We start from the raw sequence: 17,399 nt of genomic DNA on the forward strand, positions 1-17,399 counted from the left end.
TAGGCAGTTTCCTACAGGGGAAAGCGCAGCTTTCCGAGCCGGCCACCCAGGCCCGGCACTACAGTGGTAACGACTTGATACTGACTCAACCATGAGCGCTCCCGAATTGCATGCCTACGTCGTCGAAGACAACTCGACGATCCGCGAGAACCTGGTCGGCACGCTGGAGGAGCTTACCTGCGTCAAGGTCGTCGGCGCGACCGCGACCGAAGACGAGGGCTGGTCCTGGCTGGAGCAGAACGCCGGGCGCTGGGACCTGCTGATCGTGGACCTGTTCCTCAAGCGCGGCAGCGGCATCCGCCTGGTGGAGCGCGTGGGACAGCGCCATCCTGGCCAGAAGATCATCATCTTCAGCAATTACGTCAACGCCGCGGTGCGCAAGCGATGCGCCCAGCTGGGGGTGGACGCCGTCTTCGACAAGTCCACCGAGATCGATGCGCTGGTGGACTATTGCGTGCGCCAGTGCTTCCAGCAGACCGCCGACGCCTAGGCTGAGGCGGGCGCCGCCTGCAGCATGCGGGCCAGCTGCTCGGTCGACAGGGGCGCGCTGTACAGGAAGCCCTGTGCCTGGTCGCAGCCCAGCTCGCGCAGCAGGCTGGCCTGGGACTCGGCTTCCACCCCTTCGGCCACCACTTTCAGGCCCAGGTTGTGCGCCAGCGAGATGCAGGTCTCCACCACGTCGCGGTAGGCCGGATCGGAGTTGGACTTCTGCACGAAGCAGCGGTCGATCTTCACCTCGTCGATGGGCAAGCTGACGAGATAGGCCAGCGACGAGTAGCCGGTGCCGAAGTCGTCGATGGCCACCGGGATGCCGAGCTCGCGCACGCGCCGCAGCACCTCCGCCGCCCTGCGCATGTCGACGATGAGCGCGCTCTCGGTCACCTCGATGGACAGGGCTCCGGCCGCGCCGGCCGCGCCCACCGCCTCGGCCAGCTCCTCCACGAAGCGCTCGCTGCGCAGCTGCGCAGCGGCCACGTTCAGGGCGATGCGCGGTGCGGCCAGGCCCTGCTCGCGCCAGCGGTTCCAGTCGGCCAGAGCGCGGCGCAGCGTGTGGGCGCCGACCTCGGCGATCAGCCCCGTCGATTCAAGCGCCGGCACGAACTCCGACGGCGGCACCAGGCCGCGCTGCGGATGCTCCCAGCGGACCAGCGCCTCGACGCCCACGATGCGCCCGGTGGCCAGATCGATCTTGGGCTGGTAGTGGTTGACGAACTCGCCCTCGGCCAGCGCTTGGCGCAGCTTCGGCTCCAGCCGGAAGTACACGCTCTGCACGTTGGCCACCGTCTTGTCGAACGAGGCCATGGTTTCCTCGCGCTCGATCGCCAGCTGCAGCGCAGAGTCGGCCGCGTTGACAACCTCGTCCAGCGAACGGCCGTCGCGCGGGAAGGCCGCGACACCCAGGTTCACCGGACAGACCAGGTTGAGCTCGCCGGCGGCGTAGGGCAGCGCCAGGCGCTCCACGAGCTGCGTTGCCAGCTCGTTCTCGAAGGCCTGCGGCTCCACCCCGGGGAAGAACAGGATGAACAGCCCGCGCTTGACCCGGCCCACCAGCGCCCCATGGGCGTTCGCGACCTCGCGCAGCCGCTGGGCCGCCTGCTGGATGAGCGCATCGGCCACGCGGAAGCCATGGGCCGAACTGATCTGGCCGACGGTGCGCAGGCGCACGAAAGCCGCCACGCCGCGAGCCGGGCGGGCGGCCCCGAACTGCGATTCGAAGTGGGACCAGTTGGGCAGGCCGGTCAGCCGATCGGTCTGGGTCGCGACGCGCAGCTGGCGGCGCAGCTCCAGCTGAGAGCACACGGCCTGCGCCAGCATGTCCAGGGTGCTGCGCTGGGCCTCGGTCAGCCGGCGCGGCACCTGGTCCATCACGCACAGCGTGCCCACGGCACTGCCGTCGCCGCAGCGCAGCGGCACTCCGGCGTAAAAGCGCACCGGCTGCGAGTGCGGGCCGTAGAGCTGAGGGTCGAACCAGGGCACCAGGGCGGTGTCGGGAACCTCCAGCAGGCGCTCCGCCGTGAGGATGGCGTGGGCGCACAGGCCGTGTTCACGCGGCGCATGCTCCACCGGCACGCCGACGCGCGACTTGTGCCACTGGCGGCCCTCGCCCACCAGGCTCAGCATCGCCATGGGGGCTTCGCATGCCAGCGCAGCCAGCTGCACCAGCCGGTCGCAGTCGGCGTCGGGCCCGGTGTCCAGCAGGCCCAGCTCGCGCAGCCGGGCCAGGCGGCCGGCTTCGTCGGCCGGTGGCTGCGGCGGCAGCAGCAGCTGCGGTGGCCGGGGCCGGGCCACCCGGACGGCCAACGGCCTCATGGAGGAAACGGCCGCGGGACGGCGGGCTGAGGCGCGGCGGACCGCGGCAGCGAAACGGGTTTCAAGCATGGGCGTGCTCCCGCAAGACCTTGGCGAGCCGGCTCAGATCGACATCCACTGCGGACGGGAGCCGGCGGGCCGCCGCGCGTGGGGGTTGGAGGAAAAAGGAGGCCCACCCGCCGGCCAGCGCCAGCGCCAGCACCAAGGCCACCCAGGCCAGCAGGCCGAATCCGGCGGAACCTGTCGCGGCCTCGCCCACCTGCCGCTGCAGCGAGGTCATGGCTTCGCGCTGGCGGGCCGCCAGCTTCCGCAGCGCCGCCAGCTCGCCTTCCATTTCCTGCAGGCGGTAGGTCACGCGCAGCAGGTCTTGCGGGTGCGAGCGCAGGACTTCCCACTGCAAGGCGGCGACGGCGCGCTGGCTTGGCGCCGGCCCCTGCGCCAGGCGGGTGGACACGCGCAGCAACCCCGCAGGCGCCGAGGCGCTGGGCAATGCGGTGCTGCCGCAGGGCACCTCGGCCGCCATGCAGTGGCGAGGCGCCATCCCTTGACCTTGGCTGAAGGATGCAGCCACGGTCGTCGGCAGTACGCCAGCAAGTGCCAGCACGGCAGCCCATCGGCAGGATGTAAGCAAATTTTTCATCGGCTGAGCCAATGTAAGCATTGCCCGGCCAGCGCCTGTCAGCGGCTTTACGCTCTTCTTGTAGGATCAGGCTTACAAGACGCGCGCCTCCACGCTTCGACGCGCTACTTTTTCCATAGCATCGAATGCTTCATGGAAGCGGCATTCACAACCCTTCCATGAAAAACGGGGCCTGGGCCCCGTTGCTTGGTTACCGCGCGCCGCCGCCGGAGCCACTGCCCCCGGCACCCGAACCACCGGCGCCACCCGCGCCACCGCCGCCCACGGTCCCGCTGGGAGTGGCGGTGCCGGGACCCGAAGTCGTGCCGGTGCGGTTGCCGGTGGTGCCCGCGCTGCCCGAGCCCATGCTGCCCGTGCCGGAACCCGAGGTGGAGCCGCTTGCGCCCGAGCGCATCGAGCCCGAGCCGCCGTCCTGGGCGCAGCCGGCAAGGAGCAGCGCGCCGGTGCACAGCGCGGCCGCGGCAGCTCGTGAAATGAGAGATGAAGAGAAGGACATGGATATCTCCTGTTGAGGTTAAGGCGCATGGCGCGCCTGCCTGCCGGCAACCGGCGTGCCCGAGCGTGGCAGCCGGCCTGGGCTCATTTGGCGGACGCCATCTCGTCCTGGGTCTGCGCCTGTCTGTCTGGCTCTTCCTTGCGCCCGCTGGTGTAGGTGGGGCCGTCGCGGCGCTGGTGCGGCGCCGGCTTGCCTTCCAGCGGCGGCAGCTGGAGGGCCTGCTGCAGGTCCACCCCCGCAGCCTCGGCCACGCGCCGGCCGTAGTCCTCGTCGCAGTGCCAGAAGTGCCAGACCATGCGCAGGCGGATGGGCTCCGGGCACTCGCGCAGGTCGGCGCCCAGGTTGGCGACCAGGTCGTCGCGCTCCCACGGCTCGAAGCTGCGGTACCGGTCGCCGGCCTGGCGGTAGTCGTCGACGGTGCGCGTGGTCTGGTAGCGGCCCAGGTGGCCCTCGACCCACTGGTGGTACTCGCGCGCCGGCTTGGGCGCCTCGCGCAGGCCGGCCACCATGCTGGGCTCGTAGTTGACGTGCTTGTTGGCGCCGGTCGGGTCCACGTAGTAGGCCATCTGCCCGCTCTGCTGGTTGGTGTGGGCGCGGGCCTTTTCCTGGGGCGCATTGATGGGCAGCTGCAGGTAGTTGGGCCCCACGCGGTAGCGCTGCGTGTCCGAGTACGACAGGGTGCGGCCCTGCAGCATCTTGTCGTCCGAGAAGTCGATGCCGTCCACCAGCACCCCGGTGCCGAAGGCCGACTGCTCGGTTTCGGCGAATACGTTGTCGGGGTTGCGGTCCAGCACCAGGCGGCCGACCGGCAGCAGGGGGAACTGGTCCTCCGGCCAGCGCTTGGTGTCGTCCAGCGGGTCGAAGTCCAGTTCCTCGTGCGCGTCGTCGCTCATGACCTGCACGCACATCTCCCACTCGGGGAAGTCGCCGCGCTCGATGGCGTCGTACAGGTCCCGGGTGGCATGGCCCACGTCCCTGGCCTGGATCTCGGCGGCCTGCTGGCTGGTGAGGTTGCGCACGCCCTGCCTGGGCTGGAAGTGGAACTTCACCAAGTGGGCCACGCCCTGGTCGTTGACCAGCTTGTAGGTGTTGACGCCCGAGCCTTCCATCTGGCGGTAGTTGGCCGGGATGCCCCACGGGCTCTTGACCCAGGTCACCATGTGCAGCGACTCCGGATGATTGGCGATGAAATCGTAGAAGCGCCAGGGCTCCTCCCGGTTGGTGACCGGGTCGGGCTTGAAGGCGTGGATCATGTCCGGGAACTTGATCGCGTCGCGGATGAAGAACACCTTCAGGTTGTTGCCCACCAGGTCCCAGTTGCCGTCGACGGTCTTGAACTTGATGGCGAAGCCGCGCGGGTCGCGCTTGGACTCGGGCGATTCCCTGGCGCCGATGACGGTCGAGAACCGCAGGAACACCGGCGTGCGCATCCCGGTCTGGGTCAGCACCTTGGCCCGGGTGTACCTGGCGGCGGGCTCATTGCCGATCTTTCCGTAGGGCTCGAACCAGCCATGCGCCCCCGTGCCGCGCGCGTGCACCACGCGCTCGGGGATGCGCTCGCGGTCGAAATGGGTGATCTTCTCGATGAACTGGTAGTTCTCCAGCGTCGCCGGGCCCCGCTCGCCCACCGACCGCAGCGACTGGTTGTCGCTCACGGGGTGGCCCTGGCGGGTGGTCAGCGTGGGACGCTCGGGATTCATGGGCATCAACGACTCCTTGGGGACGGTCCGGCGCCCAGCGCACCGGTTGGAGCCAGGGTAGCCAGCGCCCCCTCGGCCGTGGGTATCGGAGGCCTAGGAAGGTCTCAAGACGTAGCGCCGGGCACGGCGGTGGCCCGTCCGTACAGGTCCATCACGGCCCACCTGGGGCGTAGCCCTTGTGCGCGAGGAAGAAACGCTCCCATCCGCGCCGGCCGCCAAACAGAAGTGCGGCACCCTCTTGCGTGGGTGCCGCACCGGCTGGGTGACGATGACGCTGCGTGTCGCCGCCGATTCTTACGGCGCGCGCAGCTGCGGCTCCAGCCTTTTGAGCTCGCTCATCCAGACCGGCACATTCACGGCGTCCACCAGTTGCCAGTTGCGATCAGCAGGTTCAGCAGCTGAAGGTCCGAATCGTAGTAGTTGTTCCGGAAATTCTGGAAGTTGGCTTGCACCAGGGTGTTCAAGTAGGCCTGGTGCGCCGGGTTGGTCATGGCGCCGGTCATCAGGCTGCTCACGGATCCCGGGCCGAAGTAGCGCACGTCGTCCACCACCGAGCCATCCAGCCGATAGTTCGCACCCGTTCGGAACGGATCGCCTGCGGTATCGTTCTTGATCCAGGTAACGATGTCCGAGGCCTTGGCGCCCCAATAGCTGTTGCCGGTCAGCACGTAGTCCACACCCCAGCGCCACGGGCAGCGGATGGCGTTCGGGCCGTACATGCCAGTGAACGGGTGCGGGTCCGCGTAGTACGGAGGGGCTGGCTGGCCGGGGCCTGAATCGAGGCCCACGATGAAGTCGGGAACCAGCTTGGCGTTGGGCGAATAGTTGTTGATGATGTGGGTGATCATCGATTCGCACCGGGGGATTACCGTGTCGGACCAGTAGAGGTCCCCCGTGGCCCTGGCAAAAGCGCGGAAATGGTTGGTCATGATGTCCGAGGTGCGCACCCCGTCGCCACCTGACGGCCTGCCATCAGGCTTGAAGTTGACCACCTTCATGGCATTGATGGTGTTCAGCGCTTCCTGGCGGTAGTTGATGGCCCCGCCCGACCCCCATTGGCGGTGGGCCATGAGCAGCGCCAACGCGATATCCAGATCGCCGTCGTGCGCGTTCCATCCGCCGCCAGCGGAGGACATGTCGCTGTGCAGCCTCCAGTCCATCAGGTAGACGGCCTGGGGCTTGCCCTGGCCCATATGGCCATATGCCGGACAGGCACGTGCCACGCGCAGCATCCCGTCAAAGTAGGTCCGCGCCTGTGATTCGTGGCCCGCCATGACCGCCATGGTCAGCATGCCGTAACCGATGCCTTCGGACACGCAGGCAATGCCGGTTTCCTGCTTGTCGACGTGGTAGCCGTCGGTGATGGACGCGCCCGCGTAAATCGACTGCGGGTGGGAGTTGAAAGTGGGAGACTTCTTCAGCAGCGCGGCCTTCCACGTGGCGTAGCAGGCCTTGACGTTGTCGTCCATCTGCGTCCGCGTGTAGTTGGTCGGCATGATTCCGTAGGGATACCGCTCGCCGTTGACCAGGTCCACCCGCGAGCCGAACGGAACCGGCGGGAGCTCAGCCGTTCCCAGCAGGGGATGCATCAGGTTGCCCCAGCGGTTCGCGTTGGCCTGGGTGGTGCGGGTCGACCCGAAGCCCATGATCGTCTCGGCCGACCAGCCGAACATGCCGCGGATGCCCGGGTACTTGGCCCTGATCTTGTCCCACTCGCGCCGGTTGATCTCGTTGTCCGGGCCGCCAAGGCCGCCAGTGCCGGTATAAGGCGAGAAGTAGTCGGCGCCGAAGCCCACCACCGTCTTGGACGCATCGCCGGCGCACACCTCGATGATCCAGGCGTCGACCGTGTTGAAAATGCGGTCCACATCGCGCCAGCTGTCCGAATCGCGGTGCTGCGAGCTGCAGAACTGCATGGCCCCGGCGGCCATCATCTCCTTGCAGAAGCGCCGCTGCAGCGCCTCGTCCGTCTGGGCCGGCGCGGTGATCCAGAAGTCCCTGCCGTAGGTCGCGCGCAGCTGATCGGCGATGTAGCGGCATTCGTTGAAGAAGGCCGTGTAGTTGCTATCGGTGAGTGCCCCGAACTCGAAGTTGTAGAAGTTCAGGCCGTCCAGGCCGCCCATGCCGTCGATGAGGGTCTTGAGCGAGTTCACCGCCGCCTGCGACTGGGCGCGCGTCTGGTAGACGAAATTGTTGCCGCCGCCGCCGAGGGTCAGCATCACTTTCTGGCCCCGCTGGCGGCAGCGCTGGATCTCGGCGGGCGTCACCGTATCGAGGAACGGGAAGTTCACCGAGCCGTCGGTGCCGAACCGCGCGTTGTGCAGGTACAGCAGGTTGTATTGCTGGTAGGGCAAGGTGTCGATCTGCGGATAGGGGGCGGCCTGCCAGGCCTGGTAGGCCTCGTAGTAGGCGCCGAACAGCTTGGCCGGCCAGGTGCTGGCCGCGGGCGCCTCCGACTCGCCGGTGCGAACGTAGGGCGCGGGGGCGCTGCCTACGTTGAGCATGGCGTCGTTCATGCGGATGGTGCCCAGGCACTGGTCGTCACCGACACCGGCCACGTCGACCGCGCCGACCATGATGGCTGCCGTGGTGCTGCCCTGCTGCGTCCAGGTCACCGAGTGGCGCACCAGGCTGCCCGTGAGCGTGGCCTTGGTGGAGGCGCCGGTGTTCCAGGCCAGCGTGTTGTTGGTCGTCAGGCGCGCCGCGGCCGCCGGGCCCACGCGGCCCTGCTGCAGTTCCACCGAGAAGGTGTAGGTCTGGCCCACCACCAGGCCGCTGACGTGCTGGCGCACGTAGAGGCTGCCCGAGTAGTTGGTGGTCAGCTCGTCCACCGTCTGGTGGCCCTGGGCGTCTCCCGACACGTTGGCCTGGACCAGCGGCTGGCCGCTGGCCAGAGTGGCGCGCCAGGCCTCGGCATTGAACTGCTCGGAGTAGGTCAGCAGGTTGGTCGTGCCAGCGACGGCGCCGCTGGCGGCGATGGTGTCCACCGTGATGTCCAGATCGCCGGCGGGCACCCGGAACACGTCGCCGGTGTTCACGGTGCGGCTGGCCGCCAGCGGTGCCCAGGCCAGCAGGTTGCCGCCGCTGGGTGCGTCGAACACGGCTACGTGCGTCACCGGAGCGGACCAGTTGGCCGTGGCCGCAGGCCACTCGATGGCCCCGCCGTTGGTGGCCAGCGTCGGGTTGGTGCCCGACACCGTCATGGCCGGCAGCGCGAGCCGCGCGTAGCCGCCGGTGGCCGACAGCTCGGTGCCGCCGCCGGCGTCGCTCGGAGCGGCCGAGAACAGCGCCAGGAACCTGGCCGGTTTGGTGAACGTGGTGCCGCCGTACAGATGGTTCAGGACGGCCGCTTCGGTGTAGTCGGAAAAGGATGACATGGTGCTACCTCAAACGTGCGTGAGTCTCGGGATCTCCCCGAGGGCTGCGCCCTCCCGCCGGCCTTGGTGGCCTGCGACAGGGCTCGCGCAGTGTTGAGGCCAAGGCGGCTTGGGGCTTCATTGCTGTAGGTGAACTACCTAGAAACCGCCGGGGTCAGCCGGTGTCGGACATCTCTTCTTCGATATGCGGCACCGGCTGCGGCACGTTCGGGCGGCCCCAGGGCAGCCAGCCGCCCACGCGCACGCCCAGCCACATCCACCAGGCGGTGCCCTGGCTGTGCCCCATGGCCTTGATCGCCTCGTGGAAGATCGCGTCGGCCCGGGCCCGACTCGTCTTGCGGGTGGAGTACAGCCAGTCATGCACCACGGCCGCCGCGCTGCCCTTGCCGCCCAGCAGCAGGTAGGCGAACGGGATGCGCGGCACGCTGGCAAAGTCGGTCAGGAAGCCAGTCGGCACGACCACGGTCCAGGGCTCGTCGTCGCGCACGTAGACCAGCGGCGCGTCCACGCGCCAGAGGGCCTTGGGCCGGAACTCGACCTGGGTCACCTGCAGGGACGTGGCGAACCGGGGCATGTCAGGCTCCCGGGGCGTACTGCCAGACGCCGGTGCGCACCTGCTCGGACAGGCGCAGCGCGCGCGCCGGCGTCTGCCTGGCCCACTTGCTGCGCAGCATGTTGTTGGCCGCCGCCTCGTAGTCGCCGCGCTGCAGCAGGGCCAGCGTGGCGTGGAACCCCAGCAGGCCATCCACCCCGAGCTGGAAGCTCATGTTCAGCAGCACGCCCTTGCGCGCGTCGTCCAGATCCTGGAACCACGGCAGCCGCTTGCCCAGCGCGTTGATGCGGTCGTCGATGTCGTTCTGGAGCATGAAGTCCATCTCGACGGGCCGCAGGCCCGCGCCGGGCCGGCGCCGGTCCACCAGGCGGCCGGTGCCGATGGTCCAGTAGCCCAGGCTGTCCTGGTAGGCGCAGGGCTCCACGCCCTCGTCGCCGCGCAGCTGGCGCATCAGTTCGGTCCTCATCTAGCTGCCCCTGACAGGACCCACTGGGCCAGCTTGGCCACTGCGGCCCAGCCGCCGACGCTGTAGACGATCATCCCGCCCACCAGGAACAGGCCGGCGTTCTCCCACATCTTGCGAAACACACCGCGGATGACACCGCCGGCCCAGGTGTCCATCTTCAAGCCGGCCTGCTGCTTCATCACGTCGAGGAACACGATGGCGAACTCGGCCGCCGCCTGCTTGGACATCGCCTCGCGGATGCCCTCGCGCACCGCCGTCTTCATCTCGTCGCGCAGCAGCGCTGCCAGCAGCATGCGGGACTCTTCCGTCAATGCCATCTGCTGGTGGGTCGCCATCACGCTGGCTCTCAGGGCCGCACGGGCCCGCTCCTCTGTGGTGGGTTCTTCGTCGCTCATCCGACTGGCCTCACGCCTTGACGATGATGTTGATGCCCAGGTAGGGCCTGGCGGCCGGGCCGCCGCCCCGAGATGATCGGGGCGGCCTCGGCCTCGGTGCCCGAGGCGGGTCGTCGCCTACAGGCGGGGATGCATCAGGTTGCCCCAGCGGTTCGCGTTGGCCTGCGTGGTGCGGGTCGGACCGAACCCCATGATGGTTTCGGCGGACCAGCCGAACATGCCGCGGATGCCCGGGTACTTGGCCCTGATCTTGTCCCACTCGCGCTGGTTGATCTCGTTGTCCGGGCCGCCAAGGCCGCCAGCGCCGGTATAGGGCGACAGGTAGTCGGCGCCGAAGCCCACCACCATCTTTCGCGCATCGCCAGCGCACATGTCGGCGATCCAAAAGTCCACGGAGTTGAAGATGCGGTCCACGTCGCGCCAGCCGTCCCAGTCGTAGTGTTGCGGGTTGCAGAACTGCATCGCGCCCACAGCCATCATCTCCTTGCAGAAGCGGCGCTGCAGCGGGTCGTCCGGCTGCGCCGGCGAGCTGACCCAGAAGTCAGGGCCGTAGGTGGCGCGCAGCTGCTCGGCGATGTAGCGGCACTCGTTGAAGAAGGCCGTGTAGTTGCTGCTGGTGACGACGCCGGACTCGAAGTTGTTGAAGTCCAGGCCGTCCATGCCGCCCAGGTTGTTGATGATGGTCTTGAGCGAGTCCACCGCCGCCTGCGACTGAGCGCGCGTCTGGTACACGAAGGGGTGACCGGCGCCGCCGATGGTCAGCATGATCTTTTGGCCGCGCTGGCGGCACTGCTGGATCTCGGCCGCCGTCACCTCGTTGTAGAACGGGTACACCACCGAGCCGTCGCTGTTGAAGCGGCAGTTAAAGACATACAGCAGGTTGTACTGCTGGTAGGGCATTGTCGTGATCTGCGGGTAGGGGGCCGCCTGCCAGGCGTGGTAGGCCTCGTAGTAGGCGCCGAACAGCTTGGCTGGCCAGGTCGTAGCGGCCGGCGGCGCCTCCGATTCGCCGGTGCGAACGTAGGGCGCGGGGGTGCTGCCGACGTTGAGCATGGCGTCGTTCATGCGGATGGTGCCCAGGCACTGGTCGTCACCGGCGCCGGCCACGTCGACCGCGCCGACCATGATGGCTGCCGTGGTGCTGCCCTGCTGCGTCCAGGTCACCGAGTGGCGCACCAGGCTGCCCGTGAGCGTGGCCTTGGTGGAGGCGCCGGTGTTCCAGGCCAGCGTGTTGTTGGTCGTCAGGCGCGCTGCTGCGGCCGAGCCCGAGCGGCCCTGCTGCAGCTCCACCGAGAAGGTGTAGGTCTGGCCCACCACCAGGCCGGTGACGTGCTGGCGCACGTAGAGGCTGCCCGAGTAGTTGGTGGTCAGCTCGTCCACCGTCTGCTGGCTCTGGGCGTCTCCCGACACGTTGGCCTGAACCAGCGGCTGGCCGCTGGCCAGCGTGGCACGCCAGGCCTCGGCATTGAACTGCTCGGAGTAAGTCAGCAGGTTGGTCGCTTCGGGCTCGCCGGTGCGCACATAGGGCGCGGGGGCGCTGCCGACGTTGAGCATGGCGTCGTTCATGCGGATGGTGCCCAGGCACTGGTCGTCACCGACACCGGCCGCATCGGCCGTGCCGATCATGATGGCCGCCGTGGTGCTGCCCTGCTGCGTCCAGGTCACCGAGTGGCGCACCAGGCTGCCCGTGAGCGTCGCCTTGGTGGAGGCGCCGGTGTTCCAGGCCAGCGTGTTGTTGGTCGTCAGGCGCGCCGCGGCCGCCGGGCCCACGCGGCCCTGCTGCAGTTCCACCGAGAAGGTGTAGGTCTGGCCCACCACCAGGCCGCTGACGTGCTGGCGCACGTAGAAGCTGCCCGAGTAGTTCGCCGTCAGCTCGTCCACCGTCTGCTGGCCCTGGGCGTCGGCCGACACGTTGGCCTGCATCAGTGGCTGGCCGCTGGCCAGCGTGGCGCGCCAGGCCTCGGCATTGAACTGCTCGGAGTAGGTCAGCAGGTTGGTGCCGGAGACCACGACGCCGCTGGCGGCGATGCTGCCGTCCACCGTGATGTCCAGATCGCCGGCGGGCACCCGGAACACGTCGCCGGTGTTCACGGTGCGGCTGGCCGCCAGCGGTGCCCAGGCCAGCAGGTTGCCGCCGCTGGGTGCGTCGAACACGGCTACGTGCGTCACCGGAGCGGACCAGTTGGCCGTGGCCGCAGGCCACTCGATGGCCCCGCCGTTGGTGGCCAGCGTCGGGTTGGTGCCCGACACCGTCATGGCCGGCAGCGCGAGCCGCGCGTAGCCGCCGGTGGCCGACAGCTCGGTGCCGCCGCCGGCGTCGCTCGGAGCGGCCGAGAACAGCGCCAGGAACCTGGCCGGTTTGGTGAACGTGGTGCTGCCGAACAGGTGGCTCAGGACGGCCGCTTCGGTGTGGTCGGAAAAGGATGACATGGTGCTACCTCAAACGTATGTGGACCTCGGGGCTCTCCCCCGAGGGCTTCGCCCCCTCGTCGGCCGTGATGTCCTGCGACAGGCTCGCGCAGTGTTGAGGCCAAGGCGGCTTGGGGCTTCATTGCTGTAGGTGGACTACCTAGGATTCACGGCGGGCGGTGTCCTGGGCCTGCCGGCGCTGGCGGTCCCACATCAGCACCGCCTCCAGGGTCGAGCGTGCGCCCATGCGCTGCCGCGCGCGGTACAGCTGCTCCTCGATGGTGCGGACGGACCGGCCCAGCCGCTGCGCGGCGGCACGATTGCTGCCCAGCTCGGTGACCAGTTCCAGGATCTCCGCCTGCCCGGGTGTCACACCCCACGGGGTGCGGTGCCGACGCTCCCGGTGCACCCGGCCGCGCGCCTCGGGCGCCGCCACCCGTACCGGGCCGATCAGCTGGTCCCAGGGGTTCATGCCCGCGCTCCTGCCCCGGCGGCGGGCACGCGTACCGTCGTGGCATGTACGGTCAGGAGAAAGAGAGAGCACTGCTCGTCCATGCAACGAATCTAGGCAAATATGCCTTTAGCGTCAAGACATATTTGCCTAGCTTTTCTCGGCAGCATTGCGTGATGGCAAAAGTGCCCAGCAAAGCCCTGCAGGTTCTCGCCGCGAACCTTGAGCGGTTGATTGCTGAGCACAAGGAGCTGAACAGCCAACCGAAGCTGGCGGCCGCAGCCAAGATCGACCAGAAGACGGTCTACCGCATCGTCACCAAGCAGAACGAGCCCAGCACGGACAAGCTGGAAAAGCTGGCCAAGGCTTTGGGGGTGCAGACCTGGCAGCTGCTCGTACCGGGGCTAAAGCCCGGGGCACTTCCCGAGTTGGCGGTCAAGGAGACGAGCGAGGTTTAGCGCAGCCGCGGTCGTGTGGTTCGGCTCACCCTGGTGGGCGTGCGGAAAGCTCGGAGGTGGGCCCTGGGCGCCCTTGCCGCCGCCGCAGCACCTCTTGCAGCACAGCCGGCACGTCTTCCACTTTGAGTCCGATCAGGATCGTGTCGGCCGAGACGTCGTAGAGCAGAAGCAGCTCATACAGCCAAGCCAGCTTGGGCAGACTGACGCCTCGTTCCCACGCTGAAACGGCTTGCCTGCGCACGGGCAGCCGCCGGGCCACCTCATCTTGCGTGAGCCGGGCTGCCCGCCTGGCTTCCCGCAGTCGCCTCCCAATGATCTTCCCGTTAGGGGCGTTCATAGCTGCACATTCTGTGCCTAAGGCCCGGTAGACGCTGACCGGCACCCCTGTCAAAACTGCCAGCTGCGCAGCAGGTCACCGTGCCTCTTACACCCAGCAATAAAGCAATTGCAGGTTGCGCAGCGGGACAGTACTTCGACCCTGAAAAGCCGAAAAGCAACCTGGAGTTGCGCAATTCCAGATTGCTTTGTTGCGGAGCGCTACCCGACTGTCGGGTCCGGCTTTCGACGGCGACAACGACCAAGGGCAAACCCGCATGAATCCTTGGGCAAATTTGTCTTGATCAGAAAGGCATATTTGCCTAGACTCTCTCCTCACGTCCGCTTTGGGCGGCCTGACCGGAGCAGAGAGCATGAGCATCAGCCCCACGGAAAGCTCCGCCAGCCGCGGCGAGCCGGACGGCGCGGCTACCAGGGGCGGATCGTGAGTGCGCCGGCCATCACTGCCACCTGCGCGGTCTGGCTGTGCGATGTCTACACGCCGCATGACCTGATGGCGGCGCTTGCCGCAGGCAAGGCCGGGCGCGTCGTGGAGATGCTGTCCTTCCACGGGTCGCCCGACAAGCAAGAGTTCGGCGACGGGTACGTGCGCATGGGCGACGCCGACATCACCATCCGCCTGCTGCCCCAGGACGAACAGGTGCGCATGGCCGTGCAGTCCCTGCAGCGGCAGCTGGAAGCCGAACGCGCCAGGTTCCACGAGCGCCAGCAGGCCCTGCTGCGCGAGATCGGGAAGCTGCAGGCGCTGACCTTCGACGGGAGCTGACGGCGTGACCACCCGCCGTTACGCCCGCACCCTGGCCCAAGCCTTTCCCCGCTCGGTCCTGTATGCCTGCGCCATCGAACGCCCGCGTGCTTCCGTCTAGCGGCGCCTGGCTGCAGCGCTCTGGAGGTGGCTGTGATCGCATGATCCCGCCTCGCTTCATCCGCTGCCGCGACGCGCCGGCCTGCGTGGGCGTGGACCGCAACCGCTTCGATGGCGTGAAGAACGCGACCATCAACTGGTCGCAGTAGGTAGCGCAAAAGAAAATGGGTCGGGTGCTTGTGGCACCCAACCCATTGAATCTGCTGACTAATCTGGCGCGGCTGGCAGGATTCGAACCCACGACCCCTTGGTTCGTAGCCTGCTTCAAGTTAAACAGGGGCAGTGAAATCAACGACGCCCATTCGATTTTGTGTGCTCAGGAGTGCTATGGAGCAGTGGTAGAACTCACGCAAATCCCACGCAGAGGCAATTGCTGGAGTTGTGCAGAAGCGATGCACACGGGTTCAGCTCATGCAGCTTGGCCCCCCTGAACTCCGAGTGGCGGAACCTTCAAGCCTCCTGTGATCGTGTCGATGAAATGCTTCAAGGAAGGCGGCGCTGAAGACTTTGCAGCCAATGAGTCGAGCGGAACGTGGCCCTGCGCCACCTCTCCCTCCTTGTCTAACCCGGCGAAGAACACTGATGCCTCTGAGTTGCGGTCTGCTGCCAGCAACTGCAACCATCTCTTAAGGAACATGTAAGCGAACTTTCCTCTGTACCGTTGCCGGGGATCAAGGGCGTCAAACTCGCTCTGCAATAAGGTGATCTCGTCACCTGTCGGTTCGCGGTCTAACACAACGAGTGCCTCTGGCGCAACGCCGCTGCTCTCAACTGTCACTAGCTGAACCTTAGCAAGACTGTTCAGCTTTTCAGGCCATGGCTCCTTGCGTGAGATGCCTATGCGTCTAGCAAGGAAAATCCTCTTGTTCACTTCGCGAGTGACAACCAAGAAAGCGTCGTAAACCTCGTCGAACTTCTCAAGTACGGCCTGACGACAGGCGGGCTGACCATGGCAATCGATCTCGACTGCGAGTACTCCTGCCAAGACCTCCTTACAGACGAGGTAGTTCTCAACTGAATAAGCGTCCGTAATGTATACATCAGGTCCATCCGGGTGCCCGCGCAGCCCGTCGAAGTCCCGATCCACGAAAAAATAGACGCTCTTGTACAACTCGGCTCGATCCCGCTTCAACAGCTCGCGGAATTCCAAGAGTTTTCCCTTGCCTTTGCAGACTATGAATTCATACGTCAGAAAGGGCGCAACTTGCTTGAGCCAATGGTAATAGATGACTTTGTCATCGATACCCTCAAAAGCGAGTACCAAGACGTCCGGTAACTGCGCCCGCAGGGTAGCGAGCTTGATCTTGAGAACTGTGGGCCGCTCTCTAGAGTCACGCATTTCTTGCAGCAGATCACCGGGACCGTCCACATTGCTAACTTCGTTCGCCATGGTGACCCTTCTTTACGCTGGGTCCTCAGTGCTCGCAACCTGATCAGAAATCGTCAAGTGCAGCGGTCTCGCGAAAGCATCAAGGTCGTTATCGAAGATGAATGGCGAGTGCGTTATGGCAACGACCTGCCTGCATAGTGTTGCATTAACGATATCGGGCAAGATCTTCCTCTGCCAGTCAATCGACAGAGAAAGCTCTGGTTCATCGATCAGGACTAGCTTCTCCTTCGGATAAAGGTAGAGTCTTGAGAAGAGCGAGATCATTTGCTTCTCTCCTGAGGAGAGAGCGTCCAGCGGGATCTCGTTCTTGCCACGGCGGCGGCGCACCGAGACATCGAGGCTGGCACGATCCAGCTTCAGAACCTTGTCGTCGCTATGTCCTCCCGCCTCAGGCACCCCTGCACTTGGGTCTTGTGCAGAGAGGTATCGATTGCAGCTTTCAACGAAACTCTCAACCACTCTCTCGGTTTCACGAGTTTTTTGGATAACGTTGTTCAATTTCCCCAAGAAGTACGTCAAGAACTTGACTGAGTTCGGAGGAACGTTGCCGCTGTAAATGCGGTCGAGGTCGGGTATGTTGATCGGGTACGGTCCGTAGACCATCCCTCTTGCCGACTTCATTCGCTCGAAGAACACGTTGAGATCTTCACGGCTTGGACGCTCTTCAAGACTCGGCACTTGCTCCTCAAAGGAGCCGCTAATCAGATCGTCGATGATGTTGGCGCTAATCTCAGCGTATTTCTGGTTCGACTCGAACATGATCTCTTGATTCAGCTGTCTGAGCCTTGCTGAGATGTCCGAAAGACCAAATTGGATGTCCCCAGCATGTAAGCCCCGGCGAGAAAGTCCGAGCTTCGCCTGAACGCTGGTGGGCCGCCTTGCTGATCGAGGATCGTCTGTCTCCGGCAGCGAAAGTTCAATTCGCCGGTATGTGGGTAGATAGACCACTTCAATATCCGACATCGCGGACGAGATTTCCTTTCGCAACTGTTCGATGGGGGAGAACGCGACGTTAGTCAGCTCAGAGAGCTTCCGAAACAGCGAAAGGGCAGAGTCGTACGTGTATGAGGTGTGGTGATAGATCTTCTGGAAAACCGGCTGCTGATGGAAGTCCATCCGGTTCCGAAGAACTGGGAAGTCCCAAAGAACGAAGAACAAGAGGTCCGCTGGGTCCAAATCGTGGACCTTGGCGACTCGAAGAATCTCCGTGTTCTCCCCCACTGTCCGTAGGTACTCGTCGAGATCCGCTTTCTCCAGAACTAAGGGCCGCTCAACCCCTCTGATCCTGCACTCGATCCTTTTGAAGTCCAGTTCCGCCAACCGCCCGAATTGGCACCGTAGAAAGGCATCGAGTGCTCCGAGCATGGTGGTCTTGCCCGCGCCGTTTGGAGCTATGAGGATCGTCGCCGCGTACTCGGAATCCAAACTCACCGAGCGATAGCCAAACAGCCCCTGAATTGAAAAGTGCTGCACTAGTGAATTTCGCCCACCAGCTTCGCTGACGCGGCTTGCGTCCTCGTTCATACATCTCTCCTCACAAGACCTCGAATGTA

At 65.8% G+C, this 17,399-nt stretch carries 16 protein-coding genes; 3 read left to right on the forward strand and 13 right to left on the reverse strand.

Features of this window, described 5'->3' with window-relative positions; translation table 11 throughout:
- Nucleotides 1-91: 91 nt before the first annotated feature.
- A complete protein-coding gene (locus tag RTA_RS16880) occupies nt 92-490 on the forward strand; it encodes a response regulator (protein ID WP_041675693.1) in 399 nt (132 codons plus the stop codon).
- On the opposite strand, the gene RTA_RS16885 is transcribed toward RTA_RS16880, so the two are convergent.
- The 10 genes from RTA_RS16885 to RTA_RS16930 form a co-directional block, all read right to left on the reverse strand.
- A complete protein-coding gene (locus RTA_RS16885; protein ID WP_158307851.1) occupies nt 487-2,310 on the reverse strand; it encodes a putative bifunctional diguanylate cyclase/phosphodiesterase in 1,824 nt (607 codons plus the stop codon). The two genes, RTA_RS16880 and RTA_RS16885, sit on opposite strands and share 4 nt — an antisense overlap.
- Before the next feature lie 61 nt (nt 2,311-2,371).
- Nucleotides 2,372-2,851, reverse strand: a complete 480-nt coding sequence (locus tag RTA_RS20845) for a hypothetical protein (protein WP_013902648.1) — start codon at nt 2,849-2,851, stop codon at nt 2,372-2,374.
- 289 nt (nt 2,852-3,140) lie between these two features.
- Nucleotides 3,141-3,446, reverse strand: a complete 306-nt coding sequence (locus tag RTA_RS20850) for a hypothetical protein (RefSeq protein WP_143763002.1) — start codon at nt 3,444-3,446, stop codon at nt 3,141-3,143.
- A gap of 83 nt (nt 3,447-3,529) precedes the next feature.
- Entirely contained in the window at nt 3,530-5,152 is a 1,623-nt protein-coding gene (locus tag RTA_RS16900) for a catalase (RefSeq protein ID WP_013902650.1), read from the reverse strand.
- A gap of 347 nt (nt 5,153-5,499) precedes the next feature.
- On the reverse strand, nt 5,500-8,523 hold the full coding sequence (locus RTA_RS16905; RefSeq protein ID WP_013902651.1) for a phage tail fiber protein: 3,024 nt from the start codon (nt 8,521-8,523) through the stop codon (nt 5,500-5,502).
- Between the two features lie 154 nt (nt 8,524-8,677).
- On the reverse strand, nt 8,678-9,097 hold the full coding sequence (locus tag RTA_RS16910; RefSeq protein ID WP_013902652.1) for a DUF1353 domain-containing protein: 420 nt from the start codon (nt 9,095-9,097) through the stop codon (nt 8,678-8,680).
- A 1-nt stretch (nt 9,098) separates the two neighbouring features.
- The gene (locus RTA_RS16915; protein WP_013902653.1) at nt 9,099-9,542 is read right to left on the reverse strand and encodes a glycoside hydrolase family protein; all 444 of its coding nucleotides are present in this window, start codon (nt 9,540-9,542) and stop codon (nt 9,099-9,101) included.
- On the reverse strand, nt 9,539-9,877 hold the full coding sequence (locus RTA_RS16920; protein ID WP_041675697.1) for a hypothetical protein: 339 nt from the start codon (nt 9,875-9,877) through the stop codon (nt 9,539-9,541). Before RTA_RS16920 ends, RTA_RS16915 begins: the two co-directional genes overlap by 4 nt.
- 177 nt (nt 9,878-10,054) lie before the next feature.
- Nucleotides 10,055-12,367 (reverse strand): phage tail fiber protein, encoded by a 2,313-nt coding sequence (locus RTA_RS16925; RefSeq protein ID WP_013902655.1) that lies wholly within the window; start codon nt 12,365-12,367, stop codon nt 10,055-10,057.
- A gap of 139 nt (nt 12,368-12,506) precedes the next feature.
- On the reverse strand, nt 12,507-12,818 hold the full coding sequence (locus RTA_RS16930) for a response regulator transcription factor (protein ID WP_013902656.1): 312 nt from the start codon (nt 12,816-12,818) through the stop codon (nt 12,507-12,509).
- A 155-nt stretch (nt 12,819-12,973) separates the two neighbouring features.
- On the opposite strand from RTA_RS16930, the gene RTA_RS20450 reads away from it, so the two are divergent.
- Nucleotides 12,974-13,255, forward strand: coding sequence for a helix-turn-helix domain-containing protein (locus RTA_RS20450; RefSeq protein ID WP_013902657.1), 282 nt, complete (start codon nt 12,974-12,976; stop codon nt 13,253-13,255).
- A 25-nt stretch (nt 13,256-13,280) separates the two neighbouring features.
- Here RTA_RS20450 and RTA_RS20455 read toward each other — a convergent pair whose 3' ends face one another.
- A complete protein-coding gene (locus RTA_RS20455) occupies nt 13,281-13,592 on the reverse strand; it encodes a helix-turn-helix domain-containing protein (RefSeq protein WP_081466309.1) in 312 nt (103 codons plus the stop codon).
- A 423-nt stretch (nt 13,593-14,015) separates the two neighbouring features.
- Between RTA_RS20455 and RTA_RS16940 the strand changes: the two genes are divergently transcribed.
- Entirely contained in the window at nt 14,016-14,357 is a 342-nt protein-coding gene (locus RTA_RS16940) for a hypothetical protein (protein WP_013902658.1), read from the forward strand.
- Between the two features lie 508 nt (nt 14,358-14,865).
- Here RTA_RS16940 and RTA_RS20460 read toward each other — a convergent pair.
- Together RTA_RS20460 and RTA_RS16950 are read right to left on the reverse strand one after the other, a co-directional pair.
- Nucleotides 14,866-15,846, reverse strand: coding sequence for a DUF4435 domain-containing protein (locus RTA_RS20460; protein WP_081466310.1), 981 nt, complete (start codon nt 15,844-15,846; stop codon nt 14,866-14,868).
- 12 nt (nt 15,847-15,858) lie between these two features.
- Nucleotides 15,859-17,370 carry an AAA family ATPase gene (locus RTA_RS16950; protein ID WP_013902660.1) on the reverse strand — a complete coding sequence of 504 codons (1,512 nt, stop codon included), beginning with the start codon at nt 17,368-17,370 and terminating at the stop codon, nt 15,859-15,861.
- Nucleotides 17,371-17,399: the final 29 nt, after the last annotated feature.

This window comes from Ramlibacter tataouinensis TTB310, assembly GCF_000215705.1.
Taxonomy (GTDB): domain Bacteria; phylum Pseudomonadota; class Gammaproteobacteria; order Burkholderiales; family Burkholderiaceae_C; genus Ramlibacter; species Ramlibacter tataouinensis.